This window comes from Mucilaginibacter sp. 3215 (genome assembly GCF_050433785.1).
GTDB lineage: Bacteria > Bacteroidota > Bacteroidia > Sphingobacteriales > Sphingobacteriaceae > Mucilaginibacter.
On sequence record NZ_JBNPWO010000018.1, the window covers coordinates 15784 to 33023 of the forward strand.

18 protein-coding genes are annotated in these 17240 nt (G+C 42.8%); 10 read left to right on the plus strand and 8 right to left on the minus strand.

Annotation, left to right across the window (positions count from 1 at the left end; all coding sequences use genetic code 11):
• Positions 1–41 precede the first annotated feature (41 nt).
• A complete protein-coding gene (locus tag ABIC84_RS22485; RefSeq protein WP_429265008.1) occupies positions 42–1922 on the plus strand; it encodes an ABC transporter ATP-binding protein in 1881 nt (626 codons plus the stop codon).
• 105 nt (positions 1923–2027) lie between these two features.
• Here the strand turns inward: ABIC84_RS22485 and ABIC84_RS22490 are convergent, their stop codons facing one another.
• Genes ABIC84_RS22490 through ABIC84_RS22500 form a run of 3 tightly spaced genes read right to left on the minus strand, consistent with a single transcriptional unit; the run spans position 2028 to position 4400 of the window.
• The gene (locus tag ABIC84_RS22490) at positions 2028–2393 is read right to left on the minus strand and encodes a CoA-binding protein (RefSeq protein WP_429265009.1); all 366 of its coding nucleotides are present in this window, start codon (positions 2391–2393) and stop codon (positions 2028–2030) included.
• Positions 2386–2853, minus strand: coding sequence for a DinB family protein (locus tag ABIC84_RS22495; RefSeq protein WP_429265010.1), 468 nt, complete (start codon positions 2851–2853; stop codon positions 2386–2388). Before ABIC84_RS22495 ends, ABIC84_RS22490 begins: the two co-directional genes overlap by 8 nt.
• A complete protein-coding gene (locus tag ABIC84_RS22500; protein ID WP_429265011.1) occupies positions 2850–4400 on the minus strand; it encodes an NAD(P)/FAD-dependent oxidoreductase in 1551 nt (516 codons plus the stop codon). The genes ABIC84_RS22495 and ABIC84_RS22500 overlap by 4 nt, the downstream gene beginning before the upstream one ends.
• Positions 4401–4906: 506 nt before the next feature.
• Between ABIC84_RS22500 and ABIC84_RS22505 the strand changes: the two genes are divergently transcribed.
• The 6 genes from ABIC84_RS22505 (at position 4907) to ABIC84_RS22530 (ending at position 8690) form a co-directional block, all read left to right on the plus strand.
• The gene (locus tag ABIC84_RS22505; protein ID WP_254780124.1) at positions 4907–5482 is read left to right on the plus strand and encodes an RNA polymerase sigma factor; all 576 of its coding nucleotides are present in this window, start codon (positions 4907–4909) and stop codon (positions 5480–5482) included.
• Between the two features lie 291 nt (positions 5483–5773).
• Positions 5774–6355, plus strand: coding sequence for a LemA family protein (locus ABIC84_RS22510; RefSeq protein WP_090528807.1), 582 nt, complete (start codon positions 5774–5776; stop codon positions 6353–6355).
• Positions 6356–6481: 126 nt separating this feature from the next.
• Entirely contained in the window at positions 6482–6916 is a 435-nt protein-coding gene (locus ABIC84_RS22515) for a TPM domain-containing protein (protein WP_426585043.1), read from the plus strand.
• 11 nt (positions 6917–6927) lie between these two features.
• Positions 6928–7716 (plus strand): TPM domain-containing protein, encoded by a 789-nt coding sequence (locus ABIC84_RS22520; protein ID WP_426585041.1) that lies wholly within the window; start codon positions 6928–6930, stop codon positions 7714–7716.
• A gap of 25 nt (positions 7717–7741) precedes the next feature.
• Positions 7742–8146, plus strand: coding sequence for a hypothetical protein (locus tag ABIC84_RS22525; RefSeq protein ID WP_429265012.1), 405 nt, complete (start codon positions 7742–7744; stop codon positions 8144–8146).
• Positions 8139–8690: an NUDIX hydrolase gene (locus ABIC84_RS22530; protein ID WP_429265013.1), complete on the plus strand. Its 552-nt coding sequence runs from the start codon at positions 8139–8141 to the stop codon at positions 8688–8690. Before ABIC84_RS22525 ends, ABIC84_RS22530 begins: the two co-directional genes overlap by 8 nt.
• Positions 8691–8695: 5 nt before the next feature.
• Here ABIC84_RS22530 and ABIC84_RS22535 read toward each other — a convergent pair whose 3' ends face one another.
• Positions 8696–9151: a nuclear transport factor 2 family protein gene (locus tag ABIC84_RS22535; protein WP_429265014.1), complete on the minus strand. Its 456-nt coding sequence runs from the start codon at positions 9149–9151 to the stop codon at positions 8696–8698.
• Positions 9152–9315: 164 nt separating this feature from the next.
• Here ABIC84_RS22535 and ABIC84_RS22540 point away from each other — a divergent pair, with 164 nt between their 5' ends.
• The gene (locus tag ABIC84_RS22540) at positions 9316–10200 is read left to right on the plus strand and encodes a PhzF family phenazine biosynthesis protein (protein ID WP_429265015.1); all 885 of its coding nucleotides are present in this window, start codon (positions 9316–9318) and stop codon (positions 10198–10200) included.
• Positions 10201–10290: 90 nt separating this feature from the next.
• On the opposite strand, the gene dnaA is transcribed toward ABIC84_RS22540, so the two are convergent.
• The 3 genes from dnaA to ABIC84_RS22555 all read right to left on the minus strand — a co-directional run bounded on the left by dnaA (position 10291) and on the right by ABIC84_RS22555 (position 14235).
• Positions 10291–11715, minus strand: coding sequence for a chromosomal replication initiator protein DnaA (gene dnaA, locus ABIC84_RS22545; protein WP_090528828.1), 1425 nt, complete (start codon positions 11713–11715; stop codon positions 10291–10293).
• Between the two features lie 434 nt (positions 11716–12149).
• Entirely contained in the window at positions 12150–13754 is a 1605-nt protein-coding gene (locus tag ABIC84_RS22550) for an acyl-CoA mutase large subunit family protein (RefSeq protein ID WP_429265016.1), read from the minus strand.
• Entirely contained in the window at positions 13705–14235 is a 531-nt protein-coding gene (locus ABIC84_RS22555; RefSeq protein WP_429265017.1) for a hypothetical protein, read from the minus strand. Before ABIC84_RS22555 ends, ABIC84_RS22550 begins: the two co-directional genes overlap by 50 nt.
• Positions 14236–14327: 92 nt before the next feature.
• Between ABIC84_RS22555 and ABIC84_RS22560 the strand changes: the two genes are divergently transcribed.
• A complete protein-coding gene (locus ABIC84_RS22560; protein ID WP_426585027.1) occupies positions 14328–14675 on the plus strand; it encodes a HesB/IscA family protein in 348 nt (115 codons plus the stop codon).
• Positions 14676–14802: 127 nt separating this feature from the next.
• Here the strand turns inward: ABIC84_RS22560 and ABIC84_RS22565 are convergent, their stop codons facing one another.
• Entirely contained in the window at positions 14803–15531 is a 729-nt protein-coding gene (locus tag ABIC84_RS22565) for a TlpA family protein disulfide reductase (RefSeq protein WP_429265018.1), read from the minus strand.
• A 152-nt stretch (positions 15532–15683) separates the two neighbouring features.
• Here ABIC84_RS22565 and ABIC84_RS22570 point away from each other — a divergent pair, with 152 nt between their 5' ends.
• Positions 15684–16922 carry an ABC transporter permease gene (locus ABIC84_RS22570; RefSeq protein ID WP_112652769.1) on the plus strand — a complete coding sequence of 413 codons (1239 nt, stop codon included), beginning with the start codon at positions 15684–15686 and terminating at the stop codon, positions 16920–16922.
• Positions 16923–17240: the final 318 nt, after the last annotated feature.

A 17240-nucleotide genomic window follows, 5' to 3' on the forward strand; every position in this document is an offset into this window, starting at 1 on the left:
TTACTTAATTACTATTAGCTTTGCACTTTTAAAATTATTTAATGAAGATTTATTTCAGGCTTCTGTCCTTTGCCCGTCCTATAGGGAAATTCGCGTTCCCTTATTTTATATGCACGTTGTTTTCGGTAATATTTAATACGCTCAATATAGCGTTGCTTGCACCCTTACTTACTACAATTTTTGATAAACACGCTGCAAATGCCGTAATTGTTAAACCCAAAAACTGGTGGGACCCTATTAAGGACTTTGAATTTTTCGCTCATACAGCTAATCAACATTATGGCCCGCTTGGCGCTTTAAAGTTTGTTTGCATAGCAATCGTTACATCAGTTTTACTGAGTAATTTATTCAGGTATTTATCGCAGCGCATAATGGAAAACCTGCGTATTTATACATTGCTTAACCTTCGCCGTACTGTATTTAACAATGTAATGAACCTGCACCTTGGTTATTTTAGTAATGAACGCAAGGGCGATATCCTTTCAAAAATTTCGGCAGATGTGCAGGTGGTGCAGTTTTCGGTTACCGGTACTTTACAGGTTGCTTTCAAAGAACCTTTTCAATTGATAGCCTACCTGATAATGCTGTTTGTAATATCCGTTAAACTAACCTTGTTTTCCATGCTGATAATTCCTGTTTCGGCGTTTATAATATCGAGGATAGTTAAACGGCTTAAAGAACAGGCTGCCGAATCACAACAAACCTACAGCAACATGATCAGTAATCTTGATGAAGCATTATCGGGTATTAAGATCATAAAAGCATTTAATGCTGTTTCATTTATAAAAAACCGTTTCGATCACGAAAACAAGGAATATTCAAGAATTACCCGATCAATGGCCAAGAGGCAGCAAATGGCCTCGCCTGTATCCGAATTTTTAGGCGTTTTAATGGTTGCCGGCATCGTGTTATATGGTGGCTCGCTAATTATAAGCGGTACCGGCACTTTAGCCGCCTCGGATTTTATCGTTTATATTGCCCTTTTTTCGCAGGTTATGCGTCCGGCTAAAGCAATTTCAGATTCTTTTAGTAACATTCACTCCGGCATAGCAGCAGGCGAACGCGTACTGGCGCTGATAGATGAGAAACCACTAATTGTTAACGCTCTTGATGCCACAGAGCTTACCGGCTTTGAAGACAAGGTTACATTTGAAAATGTATCATTTGCTTATGCAGTTAAACCCGATGTTAAGCAATCCGCTGATACCGGAAAGCCATTGATTGAAACTGAAAAATATGTACTTAAAAACATTAACTTCGAAATTCCGAAAGGAAAAACAGTAGCCCTGGTCGGGCCATCCGGCGGAGGAAAATCAACTTTGATGGATCTGCTGCCACGGTTCAGTGAGCCTCAATCTGGTACGATCTCTATCGATGGTAAAAATATCCAAACCGTTACCATGGAATCATTAAGAGCTTTAATGGGTATAGTTAACCAGGAGTCCATTTTATTTAATGATACCATTTTTAACAATATCGCTTTTGGTAAAACAGGTGTAACGCAGGCAGAGGTTGAAGCGGCTGCGCGAATAGCCAACGCTCATAATTTTATTATGGAAACGCCAAACGGATATCAAACCAATACCGGCGACCGCGGCACAAAATTGTCCGGCGGCCAGCGCCAGCGGATCTGTATTGCGCGCGCGGTGCTCAACAACCCGCCAATCATGCTATTAGACGAAGCTACCTCTGCATTGGATACCGAATCCGAAAAACTGGTACAGGAAGCATTGAACAACCTAATGCAGAACCGGACCTCGCTTATAATAGCCCACCGTTTAAGCACCATACAAAATGCAGATATCATTCTCGTTCTTGAAAATGGCTGCATTGTTGAACGTGGCTCGCATTTGGAATTATTGCAAAACAATGGTTTGTACAGGAAACTGATAGATATGCAGGCCTTTAACAGCGGAGAGTGAGTTGAGAGTCTAAAGTCATAAGTCCTAAGCCCTACAAGTTCAAAGTATTAATCTGATCATGTCTGACAGACATCCGACTTTGAACTATCGACTTAGACTTCGAGCTTAATACTCCCCTATCGATAGCATTACCAGCGTACAGGCATACTCCGTTTCGATGCCCTGCTCATTAGCCTTGCGCCTCAGTTCGCTGTTTTCAGTACCAGGGTTAAATATGATCCTTTTAGGCTTTGTGTTTAATATATAATCATACAGCGGAGGCTGATTCTGCGGGCCTACGTACAGCGTTATAGTATCAATATCGCGGTGTATGGTTTCGGGCTTTTCGATAGGCACACCGGCAACCTCTCCTGTTTTTATGCCAACATTAACAATGGTATGTCCACTTTCAACCAAACGGGTAGCCGCAAAGTTGGCATACCTGCTGGTATCGGGCGTTGCTCCTAATATTAACGTTTTCTTATCAGCCATTGATCATCCTGTTTAATAACGCAATTTGCGCGGAATGATAAATATGATGTTGTATCAAACCGCTCACCTGATATTCGTAAGTTTCGGCTTCTTTACCGCCAACAGGTTTGTTCCAATTCTCCTCTGGAAAATTTTGAATAAAACCTGCCAGGTTTACGTTCACCAGTTTTAGATCTTCAACAATCCATTTCCATTTTTGTTCGTCGGGCATGCCGGGTTCGGGCCAATCTCCACGCACTGGCAATTGGGCGTTCATGCCATTCATGCGGTCCATTACCTCTTCTGTCCAACCCACCATATGCAAAATGATTCCGGCAATGTTATGAATTGATCCGGCAGGCTTTTCATAAGCTGCCTCAAAACTGATGGCATCTACAATAGAATAAACCGATGGGCCATACCATGGTTCGCCCGACAAAACGCTTTCAAGCTGGTTAAATAATTTTTGAGATGTTGTCATGATAATATTTTTAAAGCAGCAGTTGCGCAATTAATCCCATCAATAGCAGCAGAAATTATACCACCCGCATAGCCCGCCCCCTCTCCGCAGGGGAATAAACCTGTAATCTGCGGATGTTGCAAGGTTTCCCTATCCCGCGGAATTTTCACAGGAGATGATGTACGCGATTCAACGCCAACCAAAATGGCCTCATTGGTATAATAGCCTTTCATTTTTTTACCGAATACCGGCAGCGCTTTACGTAAGCGCTCATTGATCCACCCCGGTAAAATTTCTTTCAGTTCAACGCTTTTAGTACCGGGCAGGTATGAATTAACAGGCAAATCGTTTGATAAACGGTTCTGTACGAAATCAACCATGCGCTGGCCGGGTGCTACAAGATTACCGCCACCGGCTACAAAAGCAGCCTGTTCAACCTGCTTCTGAAAATTAAGCATCTTGAAGGGGTTGTTATCGTTGCCCGCAACATCTTCCAGGTCAATCTGTACAACCGTACCCGAATTGGCGAAAGGGTTGTTCCGTTTTGACGGACTCCAGCCATTTACTACGATCTCGCCGGCTTCTGTTGAGCAGGGCGCAATGATACCGCCGGGGCACATGCAAAAAGAAAACACACCGCGGTCATCAACCTGTTCAACAAGACTATAGTATGATGGCGGCAGATCAGGGCCACGATGTTCACAATGGTATTGTGCACGGTCAATTATTTCCTGCGGATGTTCTATCCGTACCCCCAAAGCAAAAGGTTTGGCCTCAATCAGGATATTCTGGCTGTGCAGCATTTCAAACACATCCCTTGCTGAATGGCCCGTAGCCAGGATCACAGCGTCAGCCATGATCTTTTCGCCCGCTGATGTTTTCACACCTTTAATTTTCCCAAAATCAACCAACAACTGGGTTACTTTAGTATCAAACATAATTTCTCCACCAGCGTTCAGCACTGTTTCGCGCATAGCAGTAATGATTTGCGGCAGTTTATTGGTGCCGATGTGGGGGCGGGCATCAATCAAGATATCTTCGGCCGCCCCATGGGCCACAAACATTTTAAGCACCTGGTTCACGTCTCCCCGCTTGGTTGATCGGGTATACAGCTTACCATCCGAATAAGTACCTGCGCCGCCCTCGCCAAAACAATAATTTGATTCGGGGTTAACAAGGCCTTGTTTGTTGATATTAGCCAAATCGCGGCGGCGCTGCTTTACATCCTTGCCACGCTCAATAACAATTGGTTTTAATCCAAGTTCGATGCATTGCAGGGCAGCAAATAACCCGGCCGGGCCTGCACCAACGATGATTACTGGTCGGCCAAATTGCACGTTGGGGTAATTAACATTAAAAATTTCGGGTTGGTAGGCCTCCTGCATAAACACCCTTACCTGCATGCGGTAAACCACCCGGCGGCCGCGCGCATCAATGGAACGCTTTAAGATTTTTAACGCCGTAATATTTTTCAGGGGAATTTTCAGCGCTGCTGACGCCAGTTGCTTTAAAACTGCTTCATCTTCCTGTTGCCCGGGAGGGCAAACTATCTCTGTTTCTTTTGTCATGACTGATGCCGGGTTTTTATCCCGGATGATGCAAAGTTAAGAAACCCCCTCTAAATCTCCCCCAAAGGGGGAGACTTTGATTAGCAATTTTTACCTGAGCTTTTTTTCACCCGGAAGCTGTATCATAATCAAGATTAGCCTCTTTTTCTTATTAAACTTTAGGCGGTATATAGTTTTGGATTGGATTGACGCTACTAACAAAGGGGGTTAACAGGGTTAACAGAATTCAGGGTTAGCATTTACACATATAACTAATAATCAAACAATTGGGAGTTTTTTGTCCAAAAAAGTGTTAACCCCCATTTTGTATAAATATTATGGGCTAATTTCAATTATTACCCCCATTCCAATGGTGCTCAAAACCCTCAAAACCGTTCGCCTTTGCACAATGACCGTACGCTATCGAACAGTTTTAAAATCCTCTAAAAAATAATTTACTGAAAATCAATTAATTACAAAATGGCACTCGGATTGGCATGCACCTCATGTATTTAAATAATAAAAAAATGACTACCGCCGACGAACGCTTACAAACAATATGGAATGGCTGCATGACCAATGACAGGAAGAGCCAGGAGCAATTATACAGGTTATTAGCACCACGTATGCTTGCAGTTTGCATGCGTTATGCAACCGATAAAGACGAGGCACAGGATATATTACAGGAAGGTTTTATAAAAATGTTCCGCAACATGAAAAACTACCGTGGCGAAGGCAGTTTGGAAGGATGGATCCGCCGCATCATGGTACATTGCGCCATATCACGTTATCGCAAATTAAAGCCAATAGTTTTGGTTGATGATTTTGCAGCGGAAGAAGCTGCCGTTATACCTATCAGCAGCTCCTATAATGATAATGGACTTGAAGCTAAAGACCTGATGAAACTGGTACAAAAACTACCAAAAACGTATCGGTCTGTTTTTAACATGTACGCCATTGAAGGTTACTCGCACCAGGAAATAGGCTCATCTCTGGGTATGAGCGAGCTATTATCGCGTACCACCTTACACCGCGCCCGTACATTGTTAAAAGACATGGTAGCCAAACTAACCATGCGCGAAGAACATTGCCTGGCAGGATAAACCGGTCTCGCCATTAACCTTATACAAATCATTTACAAAGACGCAGCCCCTGATGGGGGCTTTCTGCTTTTATGGGGCAAAAGAACAGAACATTATCATTTCCCATATCTCACGTCTCATATCTCAAATCCATCTAATTATTTCTCATATCGCGCGTCTTATACCACACATCCTTCTATAATTTCCCAAAAAGCCGTAACTTGACACCTTGTCAGCAACTCACTCCCTTTGTAACAACGGTACGTGATTTGCACTCTAACCCAAAACATCACAAAAACACACGAAAAACAAATGAAAAAGTTATTCTCGGTTATATTAATCATAGCTGCAGCTATGTCCTTAAGCTCATGCAGCTACAACAGCATGGTTAAATTGGATGAAACTGTTAAAGCCAAATGGGGTGCCGTACAAAGCGACTATCAGCGCCGCAGCGACTTGATCCCTAACTTAGTTAATACCGTAAAAGGCGCAGCTAATTTTGAAAAAAGCACCCTTACAGCTGTAGTTGAGGCTCGTTCAAAGGCAACATCGGTGCAAGTTGACCCCAACAAGCTTACACCCGAATCAATAAAAGCTTTCCAGGCATCACAAGGTGAGTTAAGCGCGGCCCTGGGCAAATTGCTTTCCATTACCGAAAACTATCCCGATCTGAAATCGAACTCCAACTTCCACGACTTGCAAATTCAATTGGAAGGCACCGAAAACAGGATCAATGTATCGCGCAAAGATTTTAATGACGCCGTGCAGGAATACAACAGCAAGATCCGTTCGTTCCCGGCCAATATAACTGCCAAAATGTTCGGTTTCTCCGAAAAGGGTTATTTCACTGCCGAACCAGGCGCCGACAAAGCCCCTAAAGTAGAGTTTAATTAATTTGATGGAATTACACCAATTGTTTTATTTTTTGATTTTACCGATTTTTTGAAGGTTAACGAAATACCTGGTAATCGGTGAAATCAAAATCAATCGGTGAAATCCCCAAAATAATCATAAAAATATATGGCTGTATTTAACGAAGAGGAACAGCAGCGCATCCGCAAAGCTATTGAAGACGCTGAGCACCGCTCGTCGGGCGAGATCAGGGTTTGCATCGAAAAGCGGTGCAGCGAAGATGTTCTCGACCGTGCTGCAAAATATTTCCAGCAGCTCAATATGCATAAAACCAAGCTCAGGCATGGAGTGCTGGTATACGTGGCTACTGTCGACCGTAAATTTGCCATCATAGGCGATGCGGGCATTAACCAGGTAGTCCCACCCAATTTTTGGGACACAACCCGCGATGATATGCTACAGCATTTTAAATATGGCGATATAGTTGAGGGGATTGTAACAGGCCTGAAAATTGCCGGCGAGCAACTGCAAAAGTACTTCCCTCACCTGGACGGCGATCAAAACGAACTTCCCGATGACATTGCCTTTATGGATGGCGATTAAAAACTAAAAACATGTTCAAAAAATTTATACTGTTCTTCGGGTTTATACTTTGCGTGATTGCCGCAACGGCTCAGGATTTCCCGCAGCGCTCAAATACCCTTGTTACAGATTATACCAATACCTTAAGCCAGGCTGATAAACAGCAGTTGGAGGCTAAATTAGTTGCCTTCAACGATTCTACCTCAACGCAAATTGCAGTAGTGATCTTAAAATCTGTTGGCAACTATGATATTAACGACTATGGAGTTCAACTCCTGCGTAAATGGGGCATCGGACAAAAAGATAAAAACAACGGTGTATTGGTGCTTGTAGCTATCGGCGACCGTAAAATGAGCATTCAAACCGGCTACGGCGCCGAAGGCGCCTTGCCTGATATTGTTACGCAGGATATTATCCAAAACGACCTTAAACCCCATTTTAAACAAGGCGACTATTATGGCGGACTTGATGCTGGTACCAACAGCATCATCAAAGCTATGAAGGGCGAGTATAAGGCGGCAAAAAAACAAAAGCAAAGTAACGGCGGCCCGGCGGGTTTTATAGTTATAGTCATAATCGTAGTTATCCTGATCCTGGTGTTTCGCAACCGTGGGGGCGGCGGCGGCAGGCAGATCATCGGCCGCCGGGGGGGTGCAAGCCCGTTCTGGTGGTTCCTGGCAGGCAATATGCTTGGCGGCGGAGGCCGGAGCGGCGGTGGCGACTGGGGAGGCTTTTCCGGTGGCGGTGGTTCTGGCGGAGGGGGCTTCGGTGGTTTTGGCGGCGGAAGCGGTGGCGGCGGCGGTTCAAGCGGCAGCTGGTAGTCACTCACTGTACAACATCCTAACCATGCAAAAAGACTACATCTTACGCGAGATTGAAAAGATCATATATTCAATATCAAAGCTCGCGGGTTTTAAAAACGCCGTAAATCCCGAAGCATTTGATCAACATGCTGATCAAATGCTTCGGGATGAGTATGATCTAAAATTGAACGATCTACTTAAACTAACCATCGAAGATTTTGACATTTTACTCGACCAGAGAAACTATTCGCCGGAAAAACTGGATGCTTTAGCTCAGTTGTTATATATGTATTATGAACCTTTTGCAGCTAATGACGAAACCTTAGCCGGTCTACAAAAGGTCATTTCTATATTTAACCGGCTGGAGAAGAATCACAATCGTACATCATTCGAAAACATAAACAAGCGTAACGCTATCTATCAATTTCTGCAAAACAACTATGAGTAAAGACCTCACCTGGAAACTACTTTCATCATCATACATCCATAAAGGCCCATGGGCTACCCTCCGCATCGACAGATGCGAAATGCCAAACGGTAAAATTGTTGAAGATTATTATGTACTCGAGTATTCAAACTGGGTTAACGCGGTAGCCATAACCGAAGACAATAAAGTATTGATGGTGAAACAATACCGTCATGCCGCAGATGTTATCTCGCTCGAAATTCCGGGCGGTGTGATTGATGCCGGCGAAGAACCTGTACATGCCATACGTCGGGAATTGCTGGAAGAAACCGGCTACCAGTTTGACGAATTTGAATTGATCTGCACCGTATACGGCAACCCGTCAACAGCTAACAATAAAACATTTACCTATTTCACCAAAGGCGGCAAAAAAGTGCAAGGCCAGCACCTTGACGAATTGGAAGACCTGATTGTTGAAGAATACACCATTGATGAAGTAAAGCAATTGCTGCTTAATAACGAAATTAAACAGGCCATGCATTGCGCCGGTTTGTTTTATGGAATGATGAAGTTGGGGGTGATGTAATAAAATCACTCCGGGCAATTATCCTTGCGCCTTGTATCAACTATGTAAATGATCTTCCAGCCATCTGTGGTTTTCATTAGCTGAAAAACGTCTACCCCGCAATGGCTGTATTTGTCATCTAAATAAAACTTATATGGCGCCCAAACGCTGGCGAGCGGGCCATCAATCTTGATATCGGCAAAGGTTACGCGCTCATCGTAAACACCTTTATGCGGCGTGCCAACCATTTTAACGAAGTCATCAGGGTTTTCAATTTCCAAAGCTATTGAGCCATCTTTTTTGTTGGCTACGCTATGAAAAGCGATTCCTTTAGCAAAGGTGGATCTAAGCATCGTGCTATCGCCCTTACGCATGGCATTAAACATAGTATTGATGGTTTGCTTAATAGCATCCTGCTCCGTTTGCTGAGCAAAGGATTGGAACGATAATAAAATAAATACTGCGAGGATAAGTTTTTTCATAACTAAATATACCTCATTTGTAATCAAGTTGATATGCTGATTTAATCATTTGTCGATAACAGAAAAAACCAAAACAACTCAAATCAGTCTTTCTTCATTTTTAAACTGTGTTGACATTTAATCTGAAGGCCTTCACTACCTTGCGGCAAGCAAAAATCTACCAAATGAAAAAATTATCCTATTATATACTTGATGTATTCACCCACCAACCATATAAAGGCAATCCGCTATCGGTAGTGTGGTGTGACGACGAGTTGGAATTATCTCAATACTACAATATAGCCCGCGAATTCGGCTATTCCGAAACGTCCTTTGTTTCGTATTCTGACGCTGAGAAGTCACTTAAGGTACGCTCATTTACTCCGGGTAATTATGAGGTTGGAGGCGGTGGTCATAATTTCCTGGGGGCTGTATCATTGGCACTATTAAAAGGGTGGGATATTTTTAACGGTCAGGGTGATGAGCATTGGGTAACCATGAAGAATGAAAAATTGCCCGTTGTGATCAGTGAAGAAAATGGCCTTATATTGGTAGCGGTCAAACAACAGGCCGCGAAGAACCTTGGTACTGTTAGTCCGGAAATTGTGGCAGCAGCGCTTGGTTTAAAAACAACCGACTTAGAACTAAATAATTGGAAGCCCACCATCATGAAAACAGAGGTAGCTCACATCATGGTTCCTGTAAAAAACAGGGCACTTCTTAACCAGGCCATCCCGAGCCCAGATAAACTTAAAGAAATTTCAAAAGATTACGGCTTTGAGGGCTTTTACCTGTATACCACTGATGTTTCGGAAAATGGCTATCTAAGCGAAACCCGCTTTTTTAACCCGGCATATGGCATTGATGAAGATCCTGCCACAGGAACAGCTGCCGGTCCCCTTGCTGGATTTTTGCAGCAGGTCGGTTACATAAACACAGACCAGGATTATACAATTTTGCAGGGAGTATTGGTAAATCATCCATCTACCATCCATATCAAGGTAACGCCCGAAAATGTGCTGGTAAGTGGCTCGTCAGTGATTGTAATGGAAGGCACCTTATTTTTATAACACCGCGTCAATGAATTTTCAGGGATAGCATAATTAAACAAAAAAAGCCCTGCATGAGATGCAAGGCCTTCGTATTAAATGTCGTGTTTATTACGACATTTTCAATTTCTTCTGAATATCGGCAACATACCCTTTAAATTTCTTATCCGTGTCAATCAAATCTTCCACAGTTTGGCAGGCATAAATCACGGTTGAGTGGTCGCGACCGCCAAAAAAATGGCCGATTGACTTCAATGAGCTTTTGGTATGGGCTTTGGCCAGGTACATCGATATTTGACGGGCCTGTACAATTTCACGTTTGCGGGTTTGCGACTTCACCATTTCAATAGGCACTTCAAAATACTCGCAAACTAAACTTTGGATATACTCCATCGAAATCTCTTTAGATGAGTTCTTCACAAAGTTTTTCAACATTTGTTTAGCCAGGTTCAGGTCAATCTCCTTCCGGTTAAGGGTTGATTGTGCCAGTAATGATACCATGGCACCTTCCAGCTCACGTACGTTATTATCAATGTTATGAGCAACGTACTCGATCACATCGTTTGACAGATCGATACCATCCTGGTAAATTTTATTTTTCAGGATAGCCATACGGGTTTCCAGGTCAGGGATCTGCAAATCGGCAGATAAGCCCCATTTAAACCTCGAAAGCAGACGTTCTTCCAAACCAGCCAGATCCTTAGGCGCTTTATCTGATGTAATGATCAGTTGTTTGCCCGATTGGTGCAGATGGTTAAATATATGGAAGAAGAAATCCTGTGTTTTTTCTTTGCCGGCAAAGTTGTGCACATCGTCCATGATCAGCACGTCAATAGCCTGGTAAAAGTTCACAAAGTCGTTAATGTTGTTGTGCTTTAAGGCATCAACAAATTGCTGCGTAAATTTTTCGCATGATACATACAGTACCAGTTTATCCGGCAGGGTACGCTTAATTTCGTTACCAATGGCTTGTGCCAGGTGGGTTTTACCCAAACCTACACCGCCGTAAATCATTAAAGGGTTAAATGAAGTACCTCCGGGTTTAGCGGCAACGGCATAACCTGCAGAGCGGGCCAAACGGTTGCAGTCACCCTCAACAAAGTTTTCGAAGGTGTAGTTACGGTTAAGCTGAGGGTCTACGTTCAACTTTTTGAGCCCGGGTATAACAAAGGGGTTCTTAATATCCTTGTTAATTGAAATAGGTATCGGCATACTCTGATGTTTTGAATCAGCGCCATTTCCGTTTGAAGGCATATTAGTTGTGTATGGTTTACTTGATGATTGCTCAACAACTATATTATACTCTAAACGTCCTTCATCACCCAATTGTTTTTTGATCGTCTTGCGCAGTAACCCTACATAGTGCTCTTCAAGCCACTCGTAAAAGAATAAACTTGGTACTTGTATGGTTAATACGCTCCCTTCCATTCTCAAAGCTTTTATCGGCTCAAACCAGGTTTTAAAACTCTGGGCCGGTATGTTGTCTTTGATGATCTGAAGGCAGCTATTCCAAACGTTCGTACAAGTTTTTTCCATATAAATAAAAGTAAAATATTGATTTCCAACCCCCAGCGAAACAACTTTTGGCCTTGCTACGGAACATCGAATATTGCCAAAAAAAGCTTATAAAAAAATTAAATTTTCACTTTTTTAACAATTGACTATTTACTAACAAATTCGATTTTTAAATGAAATTTTTGTATGGATAACATAATTTTTGGTATAAAAATCACAATCCAAATAATTCTCGATTGTTTTTTTCTTTTTTTGAAATTTCAAGAAAAAGAATAATAAAACCGTCGATTACAACCCTTAATTATACGCCAAAACGGGGGTAATTGTTGAGCCGTTCCAGCTATTATTACAAACTAAAAAATAATACGCTGGTTTAGTGTTTGATAAAATTAAAAATTATCCTTTTTTGATTGATGGCACGCTATAAACACATACCCAAAAAACGCACCCCGATCCTAATATTCCCCAAAAACGCCGCGCAATACGTCGGCAATCTCTCCCAGGGTTGCATAGCTCTCTACCGAAGTTACTATAAAAGGCATTAAGTTTTCAGCACCGGCTGCGGCTATTCCCAAAAGATGTAAACTTTTCTCAACATCTTCACTATTGCGCTCCCGTTTTAGTTGCGCAATTTTCTCTGACTGCATTTTTCTGATCGCGTCATCCACCCTAAACACATTAACAGGGGTTTCCTCCTGCTGGGCAAACCGGTTAACACCTACAATCACTTTTTCGCCGGTTTCAATCTCCTGTTGGTACTGATAAGCTGAAGCCGCTATTTCCTGCTGGATATAATCCTGCTCTATGGCTTTTACCGCGCCACCCATAGCATCTATTTTATCTATATATAATTGGGCTGCTGCTTCTATCTCATCTGTCAATGCTTCGATAAAATATGAACCGGCTAATGGATCAACCGTATCGGTAACACCGCTTTCAAAAGCGATGATCTGCTGGGTGCGTAAAGCTATCTTTGCAGCTGCCTCAGTGGGTAGTGATAGTGCCTCGTCATACCCGTTGGTATGCAGTGATTGTGTGCCTCCCAATACCGCAGCCATCGCCTGGTTGCTTACCCTTATAATATTATTAAGTGGTTGTTGTGCTGTTAATGTTGATCCGCCCGTTTGCGTATGAAAGCGAAGTTTTTGAGCGCCGGCATCGGTAGCCCCCAATTGTTTAGTAATATGCGCCCACATACGCCTGGCGGCCCGGAACTTGGCTATTTCCTCAAAAAAATTACTGTGGCAGTTAAAAAAGAAAGAAAGGCGCTTGGCAAACACGTTAATATCAAGTCCTTTATCCAGTGCGGCTTTTAAATAGGCTTTGCCGTTGGCCAAAGTAAATGCCAGTTCCTGCACAGCGGTTGAGCCTGCTTCGCGGATGTGGTAGCCGGATATGGAAATGGTGTTCCATTTAGGAACCTCTTTACTACAGTATTCAAACACATCGGTAATGAGCCGCATGGAAGGCTCGGGTGGATATATATAGGTACCGCGGGCGGCATACTCTTTTAATATATCGTTTTGGATAGTACCCGAAATCTGTTTCAGATCAGCCCCCTGTTTTTTTGCCAGGGCGATGTACATGGCCAGCAAAATAGGAGCGGTTGCGTTAATGGTCATGGAGGTTGTAATATCCTTTAGCTCAATACCAGCAAACAGGATTTCCATGTCCTTCAACGAATCAATAGCTACCCCTACCTTGCCCACCTCACCTTCGGCAAGAGCATGGTCGGAGTCGTAGCCTATTTGTGTTGGGAGATCGAAGGCTACCGAAAGACCGTTTGTACCCTGGCTTAATAAATAATGATAACGCTTGTTTGATTCTTCGGCAGTTGAGAAGCCTGCATACTGCCGCATAGTCCAGGGTTTGCCCCGGTACATATCTTTTTGGATGCCGCGGGTAAAAGGGAACTCACCTGGCAATTCACTCATATTTGAAGGTTCGGTATAAACCTCCTTAATTTCGATACCCGATGTAGTGGTAATTTTTTTATCCCTGGCCATAAGCTTAGTATAATTCTTCCATGTCCTGCCTGATGAGCCCAAGCGCCACATCATAAGGGTTATCTTCAAGCTTACTTAAATGTACCAGGATAACCTTACTTAACTCAAGTGCTGAGGTATCGGGAGGTAAAGCCTTTACAGCATTATTGATCATATTAATGGTATCGTCCTTTACTCTTTTTACCACGTTCCAAACCCGGGCGCTTACATAAATTTGCTGCGTAATGTTATGCTGAAACTCGTTGCGCACCTCGTTAATAATAACGGCCTGCAATTCGGCGGCAGTATCGGCTGATCCGTTAAGGCGGATAAGCAAGCTTGCAGGATTAACCCTTTCAATAAAAAGTACAACCCTTTCATAGGCCTGTAGGCGTAATGGCAGGGTTTGATTACTGATGGTGCGTTTTAATTCCAATAACTGGATACTTTCTGATTTATCAAGATAGGGTTTAAACAGGTAAAAAGCGATATACACAACGCCTAAGCCCGAAATAGTGTACTTTAAAATATCAAACAAAAAAGGTAGAGTGGGCATGTTTATAAATGTTATACAGGGGTCATAAAATTATGACACTAACAAAAATCTGCATTTTACGTTATATTTGTGTGGAATAAATAAAAATAAAGATGAGTATAGCTGTTGAAGCGGCTCCGGTTTCTTTTACACCGGGCGCAGTAAAAGAACTTTTTAAATTAAAAGACCAGCAAGAAATAAACGACGAATTTGGTTTACGTGTTGGTGTTGAGGGGGGTGGCTGTTCGGGCATGAACTATATTTTAGGCTTTGACATGAAAAAAGACGGCGACCAGGAATATATTATTGATGGTATTAAAGTTTTTATGCACAAGGCCCATGGCATGTATTTGGCCGGTATGCAAATTGATTACCAGGATGGACTAAATGCCCGTGGCTTTACTTTCAACAACCCTAATGCTGCCAGCACCTGTGGCTGCGGCTCTTCTTTCTCGGTTTAAATAAACCCGGTTAAAATATGGAAAGCCGTTTCATTGTAAATATGAAGCGGCTTTTGTTTTGTATTTCGATAATGTGGCAAATTATCAGCAGCGTGCCTATTTAGTTAGCCGGTGATATTTAAAACCATTACTTAATTTCAGATATCGTTTTCCTGATCCAGTTTGGCACCATTCCATCGCTATAGCCCTGGCTATTAAACCGTATAACCCCGTCCCTGTCAATAACCAGGCTCACCGGGCACTCATCAACCCTATAGTAAGAAAACAAAGGCATCGAATCGCTAACCACATGGTATTTAAATGGCAACACCTTCAGAAATCGCTCCACCTGTTCAGTTTTATCTAACGAAATTGCAATAAATACAACATCCTTATTATTCTGATAAGCGTCGACAAGGCGGTTCAGTTCGGGCATTTCATATCTGCATGGCGGGCAGGCAATAAACCAAAAGTTGAGCACAACTATTTTCCCTTTCAGCTCCGCAGCTGTAATTACATTACCGTTAACATCTCTCATATTGAAAAAGCTAAAGGTATTTCCCGTTTTAAAAAACCTGGTTTCGGGCGGCTTAATAGCATTAGCCGGCAAAATACCATCGGCAAGCGGATCACGTTTTGTTAATATAAAAGCAGAGCTATCACTATCATGCTGTACGGGCTTCAACATATAATAGCCGGTTGCCATCAATTCACGCCATTTAGCATAAGTATATTTTTCGCCTTTGGCATTGGTAACTACCGTTTTTTGATTGAAACCATATTGTTCTATCGGCCGTGTTATCTCAATCTGACCATATGCGCTTGAAATACTAAAAACAAGCAATGGGATAGCAAACAGGATATAATAATTTCTCATTTTAAGGTTTAAATTCAACGGAAAATTGTAACATAAATAGCACGTTACCAAATCGGGGCCTTAGCCACACCAATCACAAAAATAAGTTAAATCAGCATGTAACAAACTGGTATAATGCTTAGTCATACCACCAAGTTTTTTATATTTATACCATGCCGGTAAAAACCTCTTACAAAGAAAACATTTCCATTGCATTACAGTCCATAGCCGGCAACAGGCTGCGCACCTCATTAACTGCGCTGATCATAGCTATTGGTATCATGGCGTTGGTGGGTATTTTAACGGCCATTGAAGGCATAAGGCAGTTCACCAACGATGCTTTCGCCGATCTTGGCGCCAACACATTCACCCTGCAAAACCGCGGTGAGGGATTGAACTTCGGCAACGGCGGGCATCGTAAAGTGTATCCGGCCATTACTTATGACCAGGCGGTGCGCTTTAAAAATACTTTTAAATTGCCGGTAGCTGTAGCCATTAATTTAGAGGTAAATGGTACCGCAGTAGCCAAATACGGCAATCAAAAAACAAATCCAAACATATCCATCTCCGGATCAAACGAAAATTACCTGGTTACAGCTGGTAAAAAGCTGGCTTTCGGGCGTAATTTTTCCGCTTCTGAACTGGAACATGGATCGAACGTGGTTATTATTGGCGACGAGATCAAAAAGAAACTGTTTAAAACTGAAGACCCGATAAATAAATCGATATATCTCGGTACCGATAGGTTCAGGATAGTTGGTGTATTTGCATCAAAAGGCTCAAGTTCATTCGGAGGCGATAAATTTTGCGTGATCCCTGTATTGAAAGCTAAACAGATAGACAGTACCAAGAATGCGTCGTTCACGGTAACTATTAAAGTAGCCAGTCCCGGCGCCCTTGACGCTACCATTGGCGAAGCTACCTCCTTATTCAGAAACGTAAGAGGACTTAACGTAATTAACCAGGATAACTTTGAAATAAGCCGGAGCGATTCCATTCAAAAAGAGCTATCAGGCCAGCTTGCGGGTATTACAGCCGCCGGTTTTGCTGTGGGTATTATCACGCTCATCGGTGCCGCCATAGGGCTTATGAATATCATGCTGGTATCGGTAACGGAACGCACACGCGAAATTGGTGTGCGAAAAGCTATAGGAGCAACTCCGGCAATCATTCGTAAACAATTTTTAATAGAGGCAATAGTGATCTGTCTTATAGGCGGTGCAGCAGGTATGATACTGGGCATGGCTGCCGGAAACCTCATTGCCGTACAAATAAGCGGCGCATTTGTAGTGCCATGGGGATGGCTATTCTTCGCGGTAGTGCTTTGTACGTTTATCGGTTTAATATCAGGCTACTACCCCGCAAAAAAAGCAGCAAAACTGGATCCGGTTGAAGCTTTGAGGTATGAATAGACAACGCTTCAAAATCTTAGAAGCTGCCTACAAACAAAAAACGTCATTGCGAGTAACAATCAGGGAAGCCTGAAAAAAAACGCAATGACATGTAAAATATATTTTAGCGGTGTTGCGCGTGGGCCGCGTTAGGGCTTGCAGTGTAAAGCCCGGAGCGAGTAGAGAGACTGCGGGCAGGAAAGGCGAGGACTTGCAACGGAAAGCCCGGGCCGCAGGCAACGCCCATGGTATAAAATCCATCAGAAAAATACACTTAATAATCAATAACTTACGACCATATCATTATAAGGAACGAAGCAATCACGAACCATACAGGGC